The following is a 15,357-nucleotide window of genomic DNA, read 5'->3' on the forward strand; positions in this document are numbered from 1 at the left end:
GTTGGGATCGACGAGCACCACCACCCGGGCCTCGCCGAGGGCGTCGACGCCCGCGACCTCCGCCACCGCGTGCCCGGCCCGCGCCCAGGCGGCGGCGTGCTCGGCGTAGGTCGGCCCGACCACCGCGACCTCGGTCGGGGCCAGGAGCCGGGGCAGGGTCTCGATCAGGATCTGGGTGCCGGGCGCGGGCACGACGTGGTCGGCATCCGGCGCGCCGTAGGCCGCGGCGGCGGCCTCCCGGAGGGCGCGGACCTCGGCGGCCTCGGGCAGGCGCGTCCAGGCGCTGGCCTCCAGTGCGGGCACGCGATAGGGGACCGGGTTGATCCCCGTCGAGAGGTCGAGCCAGGGCTCCGGCGCGTCGGGAAAGGCTTGTCGGAGTCCGCCGAGATCGCCGCCATGCGCGATCGGGGCGACCTCACGCGCGGGAACGCTCCACACCGAATGGTCCATCTGCCCGGTACGTTTGCCGACACGCTCGCCGTCCTCGCCGTCGCCCTCGGGATCGAGGCGGCGGCCGGCTATCCCGACGCGCTCTACAGGGCGGCCGGTCACCCTGTCACCTGGATCGGCCGGCTGATCGCCGCCCTGGAGCGCGGTCTCAACCGCGGCTCGGCGCGCCGGCGGCGGGGCGCCGGCTGCCTCGCGCTGGCGCTGCTCCTCGCCGCGGTCGGCTCGGCCGCCCTCGCCGTCGCGGCGCTGGCGGGGCTCGCCGGCCCCCTCCCCGCCCTGCTCCTCCTCGGCCTGATCTGCGCCAGCCTGCCGGCGCAGCGCAGCCTGCACCAGCACGTCGCCGCCGTGGAGACGGCCCTGCGCGCGGGCGGCCTGGAGGCGGGGCGCCGGGCCGTGGCGATGATCGTCGGGCGCGACCCGGACCGCCTCGACGAGGCAGCGGTCTGCCGGGCCGCGATCGAGAGCCTGGCGGAGAACTTCTCCGACGGGATCGTGGCGCCGGCCTTCTGGATCGGCTGCCTCGGCCTGCCGGGCGGCGCCCTCTACAAGGCGATCAACACCGCCGACAGCATGATCGGCCACCGCAGCCCGCGCTACGAGGCCTTCGGCTGGGCGGCCGCGCGGCTCGACGACGGCGTGAACCTGCCGGCCTCCCGGCTCGCGGGCCTGCTGATCGCCGGGGCGGCGGCCCTGCGGGGCGCCGACGCCCGCGGGGCGCTCCGGGCGATGGCCCGGGACGCGCGCCGGCACCGCTCGCCGAATGCCGGCTGGCCCGAATCCGCCATGGCCGGCGCGCTGGGCCTGCGGCTCGCGGGGCCGCGGGTCTACGACGGCACCCTCGTCCCGGACGCCCATATGGGCGACGGCCGGGACGCGGCCGCGGCCGACGACATCGCCCGGGCCCTGACCCTCTACCGGACGGCCTGCTGGCTCCAGGGCGGGCTCGTGCTGGCGCTCCTCGGGCTCTGCCTGACCCTGGCGGGCTGAGCCGTCTTCGCTCCGCGCGCCGGGACGGCGGCATGCCCCGATCGGGCCTTGGCACGGCCCGCGCACCGGACGCATCGTGGCCGGACGGGGCCGGACGGGGCCGGATGAGGGAGACGCCGATGCGCGCTGTGTTCGTGGACGCCAGCGAGACCCTGGCGGCGGTGGCCCGGCGGCTGCTGCGCCCCGGCGACCCGCCCTTCGCGATCCACGCGGATCCCGGCATCGCGCCGCAGGACCTGCCCGCGATCCTCGACGGCGCCGAGACCGCGGTGATCGACCACACCGCCCTCCCCCTCGACGTGGCCCGGGCCTGCGCGGGCCTGAAGCACGTCGTGTTCCTCGGCACCGGCGCCCGCAGCTACATGGACCCGGAGGCGCTCCGGGACGCCCTCGGCGTCACCGTCCACACCATCAAGGGCTACGGCGACACGGCGGTCGCCGAGTGCGCCTTCGCGCTGATGTGGGCCGCCGCCCGCGGCCTGCCCGAGATGGACCGGGCGATGCGCGCCGGATCCTGGCTGCGCACGGAGGGGATCCAGCTCACCGGCAAGACCGTCGGCCTCGTCGGGTTCGGCGGGATCGCCGCCGAGATGGCGCGCCTCTGCCGGGGCGTGGGCATGCGGGTGCTCGCCTGGAACCGGACACCGAAGGCCCATCCCGGCGTCGACTTCGTCCCCCTCGACCGCCTGCTCGCTGAGAGCGACGTGGTCTCGCTCCACCTGCTCCTCACCGACGCGACGCGCGGCTTCCTGTCGGCCGCGCGGATCGCCGCGATGAAGCCCGGCGCGATGCTGATCAACACCGCCCGCGGGGCGGTGCTCGACGAGGCCGCCCTGGTCGAGGCCCTGCGCACCGGCCAGGTGGCGCGGGCCGGGCTCGACGTGTTCACGGTCGAGCCCCTGCCGGCGGATCACCCGCTGGCGAGCCTGCCGAACGTCACCCTGTCGGCGCACTCGGCGTTCCGCACGCCCGAGGCCAGCGACAACCTGATCGGCGCCGCCCTCGCGCATTGCCGGCGGATCGCCGCCGGCTGAGGGATCGGCCGCGCGATCCTCAGTGCTCGGTGCCCGGCATGTTCGGCCGCGGCGCGCCGCCGTGGTGGTGGATCAGGTTCGAGCGCTCCGGGCTGCCCTTGGCGTCGGCGACCTGCTTCCGGGCCGCGGCGGCCAGGAACCAGATGCCGCCGAGCGTGCCGAAGGCGAGGATCAGTAGCGGGAATCCCTGGCTCATCGCGGTGCCCTCCTCGACGATGGCCCGCGGACGCGCGGGTCGGCATCATCCTGCCGGACAATCCGGCCTGAGGAAGGATAACGCACGAACCCGGCCCGTGTTCAGGCCGGTCGCGCGCCGGCCGGGACCGACCGCCGCGCCGCGTCCCGCCGCAGGGCCGAGAGGACCACGAACATGAGGCCGGCGCCCAGGGCCAGGCAGGCGGCCAGGAACAGCATCGGCACGAGGTCGCTCTTGGTCTGGTCGCGGATGAAGGGCACGGCGTTCTGGGCCACGAAGCCGCCGAGATTGCCCACCGAGTTGATCGCCGCGATCCCGGCGGCCGCCGAGGCGCCGCGCAGGAACGTCCCGGGCATCGACCAGAAGACCGGCTGGGCCGCGAAGGTCCCGGCCGCGGCCACGCACAGGCAGGCGAACTTCACGGCGTTGCCCGGCAGGACGACGCTGAGCGCGAGGCCCGCCGCCCCGACCAGGGCCGGTCCGACCACGTGCCAGGTCAGCGCGTTGCCCTGCGCGCCCGTGCGGGCGGCGTGGCGCGGCACCCACCACAGGGCGAAGGCCGTCGCCATCCACGGGATGATGTTGAGGAAGCCGTTGGTCAGGTTCGAGACGCCGAAGCCCTTGACCACGGTCGGCAGCCAGTAGCCAAGGCCGTAGGCGGCGAGCGGCAGCGAGACGTAGACCCCGGCGAGCATCAGCACCCGCCGGTCGAGGAGCGCCGCGAACGGGTTGCCGTGGTCGACGTGGCCGCCGTCCTCGCGCTCGGCCCGGAGCGTGCGGGCGAGCCAGTCGCGCTGGGCCTGCGACAGCCAGGGCGCGGTCTCGGGGCCGTCCGGCAGGACGAACAGCACCACCGCGGCCATGAGGATTGCCGGCGCGCCGGTGGCCAGGAACACCCATTGCCAGCCCTGGAGGCCGAGCAGCCCGTCGAGGCCGAGCAGCGCCCCGCCGACCGCCGCGCCGACCGCGTTGGCGACGGCGCTCGCGATCATGAACCAGCCGATCATCCGCGCCCGGTGGGTCTGGGGGAACCAGAGCGTGAGGGCGAACAGCACGCCGGGGAAGAAGCCGGCCTCCGCGGCGCCGAGCAGGAAGCGCAGCACGTAGAACATCGCCGTGCCCTGGGTGAAGCCCAGCAGGACGGTGACGATCCCCCAGGTGATCATGATCCGGGCGAACCAGATCCGCGCGCCGACCCGCTCCAGGAAGACGTTGGCCGGCACCTCGAACAGGAAGTAGCCGAGGAAGAACAGCGAGGCCCCGAGGCCGTAGGCGGTCTCGGAGAGGCCGAGGCTGCCGACCATCTCCAGCTTGGCGTAGGAGACGTTCTGCCGGTCGATATAGGCGATCAGGTAGAGCAGGCCGAGGAGCGGCATCAGCCGCAGGGTCACGGTCCGGACGGTGCTCGCGGCGAGATCCTCCCCGGCGGGGGACGGCGTGGGCGGCATGGGGCGTTCCTCCGAGCGCGTGCGGCCCTTCGTGGCGGGGCCGGCATGACACGGAGTAATCCCTGGCTCAGGCCCCGGCTACCGGGCAAGCGCCAGGAGGCGGTCGCAGTCGACATGGGCCGCGATGTGTCGCGCGAGGCCGTCGAGGGCCGCCTCGACCCCGGCCTCGTAGCCGGCGCCCTCCGAGAGGGTGCCGAGGCGCGCGAGCCAGGCCGCCCGCTGGGCGTCGTCGGCGAACAGGCCGTGGACGTAGGTCCCGGCCACGCGCCCGTCCGCCGAGACCGCCCCGTCCCGGCGGCCGTCGGCGAGGCGCAGCAGCGGCCGGGCCGTGTCGGGGCCCGCGGTCGCGCCGATATGCATCTCGTAGCCGGAGAACGGCACGCCGTCGGGCAGGCTCGCGCCGGTGACGGCGGCGAGGCGCTTCTCCGGCGTCATCACGGTGTCGACGTCGAGGAGCCCGAGGCCCGGCACCGTGCGCGGCGCCCCCTCGATCCCGTGCGGGTCGGCGAGGCTCTTGCCCAGCATCTGGTAGCCGCCGCACAGGCCGAGCACCCGGCCGCCCCGGCGGACATGGGCGCGCAGGTCGACGTCCCAGCCCTCCTGGCGGAAGGCCTCCAGGTCGTCGATCGTGGTCTTCGAGCCCGGCAGCAGCACGAGGGCGGCCTCGGCGGGGATCGGCGTGCCGGGCCGGACCAGGACCACGGACACGCCCGGCTCCGCCCGCAGCGGGTCGAGATCGTCGAAATTGGCGATGCGCGGCAGCACCGGCACCGCCACCGTGACGGAGCCCGGTCCGCGCGCTTCCGAGCCGGCGAGGCCCAGCACGTCCTCGGCCGGCAGGCGCGCGGCGCCGGGAAAGTGCGGCACGAGGCCGAGCGCCGCCCAGCCGGTCTTCTCGGCGATCAGCCGCATGCCGTCGGCGAACAGGCTCGGATCGCCCCGGAACCGGTTGACGAGGAAGCCGGCGATCAGCGCGGCGTCCTCGGGGTCGATCACCGCCTTCGTGCCGACGAGGCTCGCGATCACCCCGCCCCGGTCGATGTCGCCGACCAGCACCACCGGCGTGTCGGTGGCCCGGGCGAAGCCCATATTGGCGATGTCGCCCGCGCGCAGGTTGACCTCGGAGGCGGAGCCCGCGCCCTCGACGAGGACGAGGTCGGCGTCTTCCGCGAGGCGCGCGAAGCTGTCCAGGACGGCGGACAGGAGCCGGGGTTTCCAGGCCTGGTAGTCGCGCGCCTTCACGGTGGCGACCATCCGGCCCTGCACCACCACCTGGGAGCCGACCTCGCTCTGCGGCTTCAGCAGGACCGGGTTCATGTGCACGGAGGGCGCCACCCGGGCGGCGCGGGCCTGGAGCGCCTGCGCCCGGCCGATCTCGCCGCCGTCGGCGGTGACGGCGGCGTTGTTCGACATGTTCTGCGGCTTGAACGGCCGGACCCTCAGGCCCCGCTCGGTGAAGGCGCGCGCCAGCCCCGCCACGATCAGCGACTTGCCGACATCGGAGCCGGTGCCCTGGATCATCAGGGCCTTCGCGCGCGGCGGGCTCAGAACTCGATCCCTTCCTGCGCCTTCACGCCGGCGGCGAAGTGGTGCTTGACGCTGCCCATCTCGGTGACGAGGTCGGCGGCCTCGATCAGGGCCGGCTTGGCGTTGCGGCCGGTGACCACGACGTGCAGGTCCGGCCGGCGCGCGCGCAGGGCGGCCAGCACCGCGTCGAGGTCGAGATAGTCGTAGCGCAGCGCGATGTTCAGCTCGTCGAGGACGAGCAGGCGGATCGTGGGATCGGCCATCAGCCCCGCGGCGACGTCCCAGGCGTGGCGGCAGGCGGCGATGTCCCGGTCCTTGTCCTGGGTCTCCCAGGTGAACCCCTCCCCGAGGGTGTGCCACGCGACCCGGTCGCCGAAGGCCGCCACGGCGTGGCGCTCGCCCGTGTCCCAGCCGCCCTTGATGAACTGCACCATGCCGACCCGCCAGCCGCGGCCGAGCGCCCGCAGCATCAGCCCCAGAGCCGCCGTGCTCTTGCCCTTGCCGGGGCCGGTATGGACCAGGAGGAGGCCCTTCTCGAGGGTCTTGGCGGCCACCTCGGCGTCCTGGACGGCCTTGCGCTTCTCCATCTTCTCCCGGTGGCGCGCGGCGTCGTCGCTCATGCGGAGGCTCCTGTCGGGCGGACTTGTGTCTGAGGGGGCTGCGGCTTCACGAGCAGCGGCAGGCCGGCCACGGTGAGCACGACCCGGTCGGCCCGCGCGGCGAGCTGCTGGTGGAGGCGGCCGGCGGCGTCGCGGAAGCGCCGGGCGAGGGCGTTGTCGGGGACGATCCCGAGCCCGACCTCGTTGCCGACCAGCACGAGCGGGCCCGGGGCGTCGGCGCAGGCGGCGAGGAGCCGCGCCGTCGCCTGCGCCACGTCGGCCTCCGCCAGGATCAGGTTGGTGAGCCAGAGCGTGAGGCAGTCCACCAGGACCGGTCCCTCGGCCTCGGCGATCGCCTCCGGCAGGGCGAGCGGCACGTCGCGGGTGCGCCAGGCGCCGCCGCGCCGCGCGCGGTGCTGGGCGATGCGGTCGACCATCTCGTCGTCGAAGGCCTGGGCGGTGGCGAGGTAGAGCCACGGGCCGGGACAGGCTTCGATCAGCCCTTCCGCGTAGGCGCTCTTGCCGGACCGCGCCCCGCCGAGGACGAGGGTCATGCGAGGGGTGGGCTGGGGCATGGCTCTCCATCGCCCCAACCCGGCGCGCGGTCAAACTCGGGACCTGTGGCACCTGTGCCGCGCCTGGACGGTTGCCGGGCGTCTCCGGTCCGACTATAGAACCCCGGCCCAGCCAGAGCGCCCTTCGTCTAGCGGTCCAGGACGTCGCCCTTTCACGGCGAAAACACGGGTTCGATTCCCGTAGGGCGCGCCAGCAATATCAAGCACTTAGCATCGAATTGGCTGGCGTGTCGGCAGGGCGTACGGAAAATCTGCCGACATCCGTGACGGTTCGCAGAGATCCGTGGCTGTCCGAGCCTCGGCCTGTCGGCCGTCGACAATCCACGGTGCTCTAACCTCGCCCACGCCCAGCCATCGCTGATCGCCCGGGTTGCTGCCGGCCGCCTGCTGCCCCTGCTGAAGCCGACGTCCTCCTCTCGGCCGGACTTTGATACCGAGTGGCGCAACCTGTCGAAGTCCGGCTCACACCGCCTCGGTCCAACCTCGCGGCACCAAACGACGAGGTTCTCTGTGCCTGCGCACGCTGGGTAAGAGGCAAAGCTGGCATCGGTCGATGTTCGCGTTCTAGCCCTACCGCCACGCGAGCACAGCTGAGATACCGCCCAGCCGCCGTTGGGTCTTCGCCGCCGCTGCGGCGTCGCCGTTCAAGGCGGTCTTCGCGAAGCGTGCGTCGGTCCGCCGCGCCAGAATCACCGTGCAGCTGTAAATTTTCGCGCCCGTCGCGGGAAACCCTTCTATCGGCTCTGCGTGAGCCTCTGAGACCGAGTTCCATGCTCACCGCGATCGCCATCGACGCCATCCCGACGTCAGCTTGGTCCGACCATGGACTGGGCGCGCCATGACCACGGGCGGCACCGCCGGCCCGAGCCGTCAGCATCCGCAAACCGCAAAGCCTCTGCCGAGCGTCGGCATCTTCTGGAGCGTGTCGGAGGGTGACCGCACCGTGCTGGTCACGGACCGCACGGTCTTGGCGGAGGCGGAGCTCTACGGCGACTGCCTCACCCATCCACGTGGCCACCACGAGGTCTGGGAGGCCTGGCGCAGGATCGGCGCCACTGCGTTGCGCCGCCGCGGCCTGCCGCCGGCGATCGCGGGTCACGAGTATGAGACGTTCCCACGCGGGCGAGTGGTCTACATGCGTGGGCCCGCGCTGTTCACGCTCTACGCCGACCGGCGCCTGCAGAGGCCGGAGACGATCACTGAACTCGTGCAGTTGTTCGGCCTCGCCGGGGAGCGCCACGCGGTGCGCTCGGACGCGCATTACCGCAGCCTCATCTGATCCGGAGGTTCCACAGCATGGGCGGCAGCTCGGCCGATATCGAGGCGCTCCTGGTCGACGTCAACGACCTCGCCAACCCGACCCCGGGGATGCTGCCGGCGATCTTCCGCGACATCGTCGGAGGGCTCGAGGCAGAGGGCTATACCTACGCCGTCGTCGGGCCCATCGCGCTGACCCTGCATGAACAGGCGCGGTACGTCGGCGCAATCGAGATCGTCGCCGACCTCAGCGCGGACGGGCGCAGGTGTGCCGCGGGCCTCGTGAAGGCGACGCGCGCGCGGTTCGCGGCGCACATGAACCCGAAGCTGTGTCCGCGGCCCATCGAACTGACGCTGAGGCCCTGCATCTGCGCGACCGAGGCGGGACTTCTGGCGGAGGCGATCACCCGCCCCTGGTTCGATGTGCCAACACGACTGGCCAGCGCGGAGCACCTGCTCTGGCTCTGGTGCCACTCGGACGGCGTCGGTCATCCAGCTGACGCGTGCGCGCTGATCGCGGGGGGGACCGTCGATCTCTATCGCGTGCAAGACCTTCTGCGGGAGACGGACGACGTCGAAGAGGCGGGGCAGAGGCGGCTGCGGCTGGCGATTGGCGATGCAGTCCTGTCAACGACGTCCTCGTTTAGCCGGTACATGGCGGAGCGGCGCGCCCGGCTTGATTCATCATACCTGCCGATTTGGCGTCGAGTCCGCGATCACAACGCCGAGGTGGAGCGGGACTGACCGGGCGGAGAGATCCGGCGGACTCGCGGCGGAGGCCGAGCGACCCGCCGCCTGCGCGCAGCAGGGTCAACCGACTACATTCATCTAAACAGACCCCGGGGGGCGGCAGGACCCATAGGCCTTCCAGTTCCGGCGGTGCTGCGGCCCGTGTCCACCCCAGGGGGAACGGCGCCCGACCCAGCGATAGCGAAGGGCCCCCTCTGGGGCCGCCGGTGACCTCCGGCCGGGCTTGAGCGCGCGCGGCCCCTATCGAGGTCCTTCGTTTGCCCCGTCGTGGCAGTGCCGCGGACCACCTACGCTCACCCGGCGCCCTCCAGGACCGGCTGCGGACCTGGCTGTGGATCGACCCGGTGCCGACCGTCGATCGGCTGATGCGACCGAACGGGGTGACATGACAAGAAGCAGGCGCCGCCTACGGCCGATCCCCGAACCGCTGGCCGGTCCTCGCCGCCGACTGTCTCCGAGGGCCGGGCGATCGCGGTTGCCGTCCGTGCAATGAATGCTCGACCGTTCGTGGCATGCGGCGGCTAAGGCTAACCGGCCTCTGTTAGCCCCGAGGATGTCCGCACGGGTTCGGCCAAACCGCGCTCAACTGCCCCTGGCGTCAAAGCGCGGGCCGCCTTGCGCACGTTGTCGGGCGTCCAAGTCGCACCACCCCCCAACGTCGGCACCTTGCGCGCGTTCAGCAGCTCCGCCACGGCCTTCCAGCGGCCGCGCCCCTCTGGCGTTTCCGCGAGCGCTGCGGTCAACGCCGCCGGCACGCCCTGCCGCCTGCGAGCCCGCTCCTCGGCATCTCGCATCCGCCACATCGAGAAGTGCTCGGCCGGGTCGAAGCGCTGTCCGTCCAACACGATCTCCTCGGCGTCGAGACCTATGGTCGGCACGCCCGACCGCCGCAGCGTCACCAGCGCCTCCGCGAGGATTGCGTGAGGACGCCAGCCGCCGTTCCGGTGGAAATCGACGTGCGCGAGTGTGGCTCCCGTTTCGTGGCAAAGCTGGCCGGCCCGCGCGACGTCGCCCGCGATAGCCGCCGTGCCCCGGTCCGGGCTGACCTCCATCGCCACCACTTCGTGCGCGAGCCTGCCGTTCTCCCAATCGACGAACCGCCGAACCAGCGTGCGCTGATAGGCCACCGTGCGGCTCGCCTGTGCCGCCCGGGCTACGTCGCCCGGCAAGTCGAGGAAGCCCGCCCAGCGCACCGGGAACGTCCAGTAGAAGCCGACGAACGCACCCATACCGCTTCCCTGTCCACCCTACCCGGAAAATTCCGACGCGGTCCGTCCGGCCGCCCGGGCGAGAGTACCGTGACCTCGTCATCAGCCAAACAGGAGCGCGTCATGACGAGCCACCTTGAAACCGCCGCCATCCGTATTGCCGAACTGCCCGCCGGGCCCCTCGGCGGCCTAGTCGGCGTCACCTTCGCCCCCGGCAAGCAGCAGGCGGATGCATTGACGGGACGCCACGACCGCGACCTCGCTGTCGACCTCGACGCCATAGCGGCCTGGGGCGCCGCCGCGGTCGTCACCCTGATGGAGGCCGACGAGCTCGACCGCTACTGCATCCCCGAGATCGGCGCCGAGATACGCGCCCGCTTCATGGAGTGGCACCACCTGCCCGTCCGCGACGTCGATGTCCCGGACGCCGCGTTCGAGGCAACTTGGCCCCATCACTCAGCCCGTCTGCGTTCGCTGGTGATCGCCGGCAATCGCGTCCTCATCCACTGCCGAGGCGGCCTGGGCCGGTCCGGCATGGTCGCTGCTCGGCTCCTCGTCGAGATGGGCGCCGCTCCAGCCGAGACCATCGCCGCTGTCCGCCGCACCCGCGACCCTCGGGCTATCGAGACCCGCGCTCAGGAAGATTGGGTTCGCAAGGGACGCTCGCAGCCGGTCGTCCGTCCCGAGGCGGCCGGCGCCCGCGACCGGGCCGTCGGTGCCATGCTCGGCCTCGCCGTCGGCGACGCCGTCGGCACCACCATCGAGTTTTCGGCCAAGCCCTGCAGGACGGTCCTGTCCGACATGGTCGGCGGCGGCCCGTTTCGCTTGAAGCCGGGACAGTGGACCGACGACACCGCCATGGCGGTCGCTCTCGCCGACAGCCTGCTCGCTCACCCCGACCTGAATTTCGACGATCTCGCCCACCGGTTCGTCTCCTGGTACCGGGAGGGGATCTATTCCTGCACTGGCGCCTGCTTCGACATCGGCACGACCACCGCGGTGGCTCTGCGCCGGTATGAGCGGACCGGCGACCCGGTTGCTGGATCGACCGACCCGGGCACGGCCGGCAACGGCTCGATCATGCGGCTCGCACCGGTCGCTGTCCGGCACTGGCGGGATCGGACGATGATGCGGCGCGTCGCTCGAGACCAGTCCCGCGTCACCCACGCTGCCCCTGAGGCTGTCGAGGGCTGCGAAGTCCTTGCCGACCTCCTCGCGGCGGCTATCGGTGGTGCCACTTTGCCAGATCTCGTCGTCTCGGACGCCGCGCGCCGGATCCGGGGTTTCCGGCCCGGCCAGTCCCGCGGCGAGGTGCGCGGTTCCGGTTACGTCGTCGCCTCGCTCCACGCCGCGCTCTGGGCGGTCTCGCGCACCTCGACCTTCCGGGACGCCGTGCTGCTGGCCGCCAATCTCGGCGAGGACGCCGATACGACTGCGGCAGTCGCTGGACAGATCGCCGGCGCCCTGTACGGCGCTGCAAGTATCCCCGCCGAGTGGCTCGACCGGCTTGCTTGGCGCGGACGGATCGAACGGTTGGGCGGCAACCTGTTCGACGCCGCGCGCTTCGCCGCCTGACACTGACCCGGGTACCGAACGGCGCTTTGACGCACGGCTGCGCGTGTCGAGCGCGTGTCACACCGGCTACATTGCATCCAACCCCGCTCTCGCTGCGCTTGCCCCAGGCGCACCCACCGACCACGCCAGCGCCCCCGCGTCCCTGTCGTCCCCCGTACGCCAGCCACCGCCGTACGATAGCCGGTGCGCTCATGACGGCCTCCGTGGCCGTTCACCCCTCAGTCTGTCTTGAGTGGTCTCGGCCGCACCCCCGCGGTCGCCACGAGGAATCCCGGCCTGATGGACGCCGCCAGCCCCCGTTCCGCTGGCAGGCGCCAGCGACCTTACCTGCGGGATCCCTATCTCGCTTAGGCCTGCTGCCCGCGCATCCTCAACCCCATCGGATTCGGTGCGTCGCCGAACCAGCCTATAACCTGAATTTGACTACTGCCGCCGGTAAGGGTTCGTCTCGGGGCAAGCTCAGGCCGCCGGCCCAAGCTGCGTCTCCTGTTCATCTGCGCGGCCACGCCCGCGCCCAAGACGCCGCCGCACCCACGACCCACCATCGAGCAGTTCTGCCTACTCCGAGCCTATCCCAAGTATTTGAAAATATGAAATTCTTTCAACGGGAGTCCTGCCAACAAGCGGGCTACGGTCAGGCCCGCGAGCTGTAGATCGCCCCCGGCACCACAGCCGCCCTTACAAAGGCAGTTCAACCCGCAGCGGCATCCACACCGCTCGTTCATTCCGGCCTCTTTACGCATCCAGACCTCGCAACGAACGACCGGGTCTGGCCAGAAACGGAACGGCGGCTTTTGGATAGGCAAAAGAAGAACATTCGTAGGACGTTTTCAGGACAAAAGGGCCCGGATCGAGCTCACGTCGTATTGGACCAGAGCAGGACATCCTGCCCGGCCTACGTCCTGTAACTATTCATCGTCTGGAGACCTGCGGACCTGGCCGGTGATATCTGGGGCTCGTCGTCCTGGACGGGGATGGCGCCCAGCCTCTCTGCCAGCTCACGGATCTCGGCGAGGCGGTCTCGTGGGAGCATGCTAAAGGCCATGAGCTCCTCGACTGTCATATCGAGGGCCTCGGCGATCCGTCGGAATTGGTCTCTGCGTTTGGGCACGGGTTGGTCCGGGAGAGCTAACATGGGTTAGCCACTCTGGACCATGTGCACGTTCCAGTTGTGTCCAGAGTCTACCTACACGTATTGGGCTTTAGTCCAACCCGGCCTACACGGCGCCTGCCAGATCCTTGATCAGCCTGATGCAGCGGCGACGAGCTTCGGGATCTTCCACTTGCTCGAAGGCCTTCATCATCTCCACGACCTGATGGCTGCGGGTGAGCCGGTCCTCTGTGGCTTGCTGGTCGAGCAGGAACTCATCGACAGTGGTTCCCAGGGTCTGCGCCACACGAGCGAGGGTCGCGGCCGTGGTCGAGGTCGTGTCCGTCATGCCGTACCGGTAGCAGAACTTGGCCGTGGAATCGCCTTCTGCGCGTGGGAATAGACGCTACCGGGTGCGGAGCCACACGATCCTGGTGTTGAGGTCCTCGGCGTCGGGCGGCCCGTTCACGAGGGCTGGAATCGCGTAGCGGCCCTTAGGGTGCGGTTGGAGCTTCTACTTCTCCAGCTGCTCGGCTGAGCTCCGATCGCTTCGCAACGGCGCTTGGTGTTGACCGGTGGAAACGCGCCGGAACATTCGGGGCGAGCACCCGCGGGCCCAGCGCGGCGGCCAGATCTGCGAGTGACTCCAGCGCCCTAAAGACGCCCAGCTACTGCACCCTGGATGACGACGGCGACATGCGCGCCAAGCAGCGGTCCTTCTTCGTCCAGCCTCGCTTCACCACCGGGCTGATGCGCGAGCACGTCAGAGCGGCGATCACGATACTGACCAGCATCGCTGACCATCACTCAAATCTGTGGCCCTCGATGCTGTGCGAGGACGAGCCCATAGCGATCGCACCCTAGGCGGCGACCGGTGCTGTGGTCCGACGAGCCAACAGGGATTGTCGGGCCTCCTGCGAGACCGTCGCCGCTCTCACGACCACCATGTCCATCAGGGCTATGAGATCGACATCTCCCAGCTCGAAGACGCCGTCGCGCAGCTCCATGGCGCGTAGCAGAATGGCTTCGGCCTTCATCGGAAACACGGCGACTTTCCTGCCGCCCTTGAGAGACTGCTTCGGCACGCGACCCTCCCCAGTCGGTTGCGGATACAACTTCCGGTGAGGTTGTTAACAAAAAGTAAACAGACAAGCTGTGTGGATCTACCGAGTGACCACAGCCGATAGCAGCGCGTCCCCTTTAGACCATGCCCGCTGTGGAACCGGACCCTCGCGATGAAAGCGATGTCACGACCGCGTGCCGAAATCGCTGCTCGTGTTAATTGGCTTTGATGACAAAGGCCTTTCGATCAAACGCGGGTTGCGGAGCGAGAGAATAGCCATTCCGCCGGCAGCAAGGACGAAAGCGACGAGACCCGTCGAGACGGCGAGACCGCCGGTCAGGCTCACGAAAAATCCGAACGCGATTGGCGCCGTCAGGCTTCCGACCTGCCCCATGCTGCTGATGAAAGCGAGACTTCCCACGGCTTCCGCTTCGGTCAGGAAGCGCACCGGTATGGTCCAGAAGAGGGCGGTCGCCGACAGATAGCCGATGGCGAGCAGGGCAAGGCAGGCGATGGCCGCCGCAACGTTCTGTGCGACGATCGAAATGGCGAGGGCGGCCGTCGCGGCCAGCAAGGCGGACAGGGCGAAATGCCATCGCCGCTCGAGCCGCCGGTCCGAACTGCGGCACATCAGGAGCATGCCGACGGCGCCCAGGGAATACGGGATCGCCGACAGAAGCCCGACGCTGAACACGTCGGCCACGCCCGATCGCTGAATGATCGTCGGCGCCCAGAAGTTCAGAACGGTCCCAGCCCAGGTGATGGAGAAATATCCGAAGGTCGCGATCCATAGCTTCGGATTTCGCAGGGCCGACAGGAAGGCCCTGGCGGGCGTGTGTCCCTGTTCAACGGTTTCGGATGAGAGATCGGCCGCCACGATCGCCTTCTCCCGTGGCGTCAGCCAGGCGGCATCCGCGGGTCGATCACTCAGCACAAAGAACGCGCCGAATCCGACGAGTACCGGCAGCGCCCCCTCTACGAGGAACAGCCATTGCCAGCCCTTGAAGCCGGCCGCCCCGGCGAGGTTCTGGATGATCCAACCGGAGGCTGGGCCGCCTACGATGCCCGACACCGCGATGGCGAGGACGAATAGCGACATCACCCGTCCGCGCAGGCGATGGGGGAACCAGAATGTGAGGTAGAGGACGATGCCCGGGAAGAAGCCAGCTTCGGCCGCACCGAGGAGGACCCTGGCCAGGTAGAAGGTCGCCGGGCTCGTCACGAACGCCATCGAGCAGGACACGAGGCCCCACAGACACATGATACGTGTCAGCGTCTTCCGCGCGCCAATGCGGCCAAGGAGAAGATTGCTCGGCACCTCGAAGAGAATATATCCAACGTAGAAGATGCCGACGCCGAAGCCGTAACTCGCGTCAGACAGGCCGATGTCGCTCTGGAACGTCAACTTGGCGAAGCTGACGTTTACACGGTCGATGTAGTTCAAGACATAGCAGAGGAAGATCATCGGGATCAGCCGGAGGCCGATCTTCCGATAAATCCTGGCTCGTTCGTTTTCAGACGCTTGCTCGATAGCAACGCGCGTCTTGGACGCATCGGCCATTCCAAATCCCCCATCGCGAGCTTGGCTTCCGCGGCGC

The 15,357-nt window shown here is 70.3% G+C and carries 16 protein-coding genes and 1 tRNA gene; 7 read left to right on the top strand and 10 right to left on the bottom strand.

Translation table 11 applies throughout. From position 1 onward, the window contains the following. On the bottom strand, positions 1 to 450 hold a 450-nt coding region (locus ME121_RS21700), incomplete at its 3' end, for an aminotransferase class I/II-fold pyridoxal phosphate-dependent enzyme (RefSeq protein WP_491892857.1). On the opposite strand from ME121_RS21700, the gene cbiB reads away from it, so the two are divergent. Together cbiB and ME121_RS21710 are read left to right on the top strand one after the other, a co-directional pair. Then, the gene (gene cbiB, locus ME121_RS21705) at positions 442 to 1,437 is read left to right on the top strand and encodes an adenosylcobinamide-phosphate synthase CbiB (protein ID WP_053621573.1); all 996 of its coding nucleotides are present in this window, start codon (positions 442 to 444) and stop codon (positions 1,435 to 1,437) included. The two genes, ME121_RS21700 and cbiB, sit on opposite strands and share 9 nt — an antisense overlap. Positions 1,438 to 1,556: 119 nt before the next feature. Next, the gene (locus ME121_RS21710) at positions 1,557 to 2,471 is read left to right on the top strand and encodes an NAD(P)-dependent oxidoreductase (RefSeq protein WP_059409585.1); all 915 of its coding nucleotides are present in this window, start codon (positions 1,557 to 1,559) and stop codon (positions 2,469 to 2,471) included. Between the two features lie 19 nt (positions 2,472 to 2,490). On the opposite strand, the gene ME121_RS33995 is transcribed toward ME121_RS21710, so the two are convergent. The 5 genes from ME121_RS33995 to cobU form a co-directional block, all read right to left on the bottom strand. Beyond that, positions 2,491 to 2,667 (bottom strand): hypothetical protein, encoded by a 177-nt coding sequence (locus ME121_RS33995; protein ID WP_012318457.1) that lies wholly within the window; start codon positions 2,665 to 2,667, stop codon positions 2,491 to 2,493. A gap of 101 nt (positions 2,668 to 2,768) precedes the next feature. After that, positions 2,769 to 4,115: an MFS transporter gene (locus ME121_RS21715; protein ID WP_012318456.1), complete on the bottom strand. Its 1,347-nt coding sequence runs from the start codon at positions 4,113 to 4,115 to the stop codon at positions 2,769 to 2,771. Between the two features lie 78 nt (positions 4,116 to 4,193). Next, positions 4,194 to 5,636: a cobyric acid synthase gene (locus ME121_RS21720; RefSeq protein ID WP_058607393.1), complete on the bottom strand. Its 1,443-nt coding sequence runs from the start codon at positions 5,634 to 5,636 to the stop codon at positions 4,194 to 4,196. Between the two features lie 23 nt (positions 5,637 to 5,659). Next, positions 5,660 to 6,262 (bottom strand): cob(I)yrinic acid a,c-diamide adenosyltransferase, encoded by a 603-nt coding sequence (cobO, locus tag ME121_RS21725; protein ID WP_043073493.1) that lies wholly within the window; start codon positions 6,260 to 6,262, stop codon positions 5,660 to 5,662. Continuing rightward, positions 6,259 to 6,816, bottom strand: a complete 558-nt coding sequence (cobU, locus tag ME121_RS21730) for a bifunctional adenosylcobinamide kinase/adenosylcobinamide-phosphate guanylyltransferase (protein ID WP_179240055.1) — start codon at positions 6,814 to 6,816, stop codon at positions 6,259 to 6,261. The genes cobO and cobU overlap by 4 nt, the downstream gene beginning before the upstream one ends. A 117-nt stretch (positions 6,817 to 6,933) precedes the next feature. Between cobU and ME121_RS21735 the strand changes: the two genes are divergently transcribed. The 3 genes from ME121_RS21735 to ME121_RS21745 all read left to right on the top strand — a co-directional run bounded on the left by ME121_RS21735 (position 6,934) and on the right by ME121_RS21745 (position 8,817). Next, positions 6,934 to 7,009 (top strand) — tRNA-Glu (locus tag ME121_RS21735). 645 nt (positions 7,010 to 7,654) lie between these two features. After that, on the top strand, positions 7,655 to 8,095 hold the full coding sequence (locus ME121_RS21740; RefSeq protein WP_029359429.1) for a hypothetical protein: 441 nt from the start codon (positions 7,655 to 7,657) through the stop codon (positions 8,093 to 8,095). A 17-nt stretch (positions 8,096 to 8,112) separates the two neighbouring features. Continuing rightward, on the top strand, positions 8,113 to 8,817 hold the full coding sequence (locus ME121_RS21745) for a hypothetical protein (protein WP_029359430.1): 705 nt from the start codon (positions 8,113 to 8,115) through the stop codon (positions 8,815 to 8,817). A 533-nt stretch (positions 8,818 to 9,350) separates the two neighbouring features. Here the strand turns inward: ME121_RS21745 and ME121_RS21750 are convergent. Then, a complete protein-coding gene (locus ME121_RS21750; RefSeq protein WP_029359432.1) occupies positions 9,351 to 10,052 on the bottom strand; it encodes a hypothetical protein in 702 nt (233 codons plus the stop codon). 102 nt (positions 10,053 to 10,154) lie between these two features. Between ME121_RS21750 and ME121_RS21755 the strand changes: the two genes are divergently transcribed. Further along, entirely contained in the window at positions 10,155 to 11,606 is a 1,452-nt protein-coding gene (locus ME121_RS21755; RefSeq protein ID WP_029359434.1) for an ADP-ribosylglycohydrolase family protein, read from the top strand. A 1,217-nt stretch (positions 11,607 to 12,823) separates the two neighbouring features. Here the strand turns inward: ME121_RS21755 and ME121_RS21760 are convergent. Next, entirely contained in the window at positions 12,824 to 13,045 is a 222-nt protein-coding gene (locus ME121_RS21760) for a hypothetical protein (protein ID WP_029359435.1), read from the bottom strand. Positions 13,046 to 13,392: 347 nt separating this feature from the next. Between ME121_RS21760 and ME121_RS34000 the strand changes: the two genes are divergently transcribed. Next, complete coding sequence (locus ME121_RS34000) at positions 13,393 to 13,560, top strand: hypothetical protein (protein ID WP_179240054.1); 168 nt, start codon at positions 13,393 to 13,395, stop codon at positions 13,558 to 13,560. On the opposite strand, the gene ME121_RS34005 is transcribed toward ME121_RS34000, so the two are convergent. Further along, on the bottom strand, positions 13,557 to 13,781 hold the full coding sequence (locus ME121_RS34005) for a hypothetical protein (RefSeq protein WP_143739321.1): 225 nt from the start codon (positions 13,779 to 13,781) through the stop codon (positions 13,557 to 13,559). The two genes, ME121_RS34000 and ME121_RS34005, sit on opposite strands and share 4 nt — an antisense overlap. A 162-nt stretch (positions 13,782 to 13,943) precedes the next feature. Beyond that, positions 13,944 to 15,320 carry an MFS transporter gene (locus tag ME121_RS21765; RefSeq protein WP_059409587.1) on the bottom strand — a complete coding sequence of 459 codons (1,377 nt, stop codon included), beginning with the start codon at positions 15,318 to 15,320 and terminating at the stop codon, positions 13,944 to 13,946. Between the last annotated feature and the right edge of the window lie 37 nt (positions 15,321 to 15,357).

The organism is Methylobacterium sp. ME121 (assembly GCF_000974725.1).
Lineage (GTDB): Bacteria > Pseudomonadota > Alphaproteobacteria > Rhizobiales > Beijerinckiaceae > Methylobacterium > Methylobacterium radiotolerans.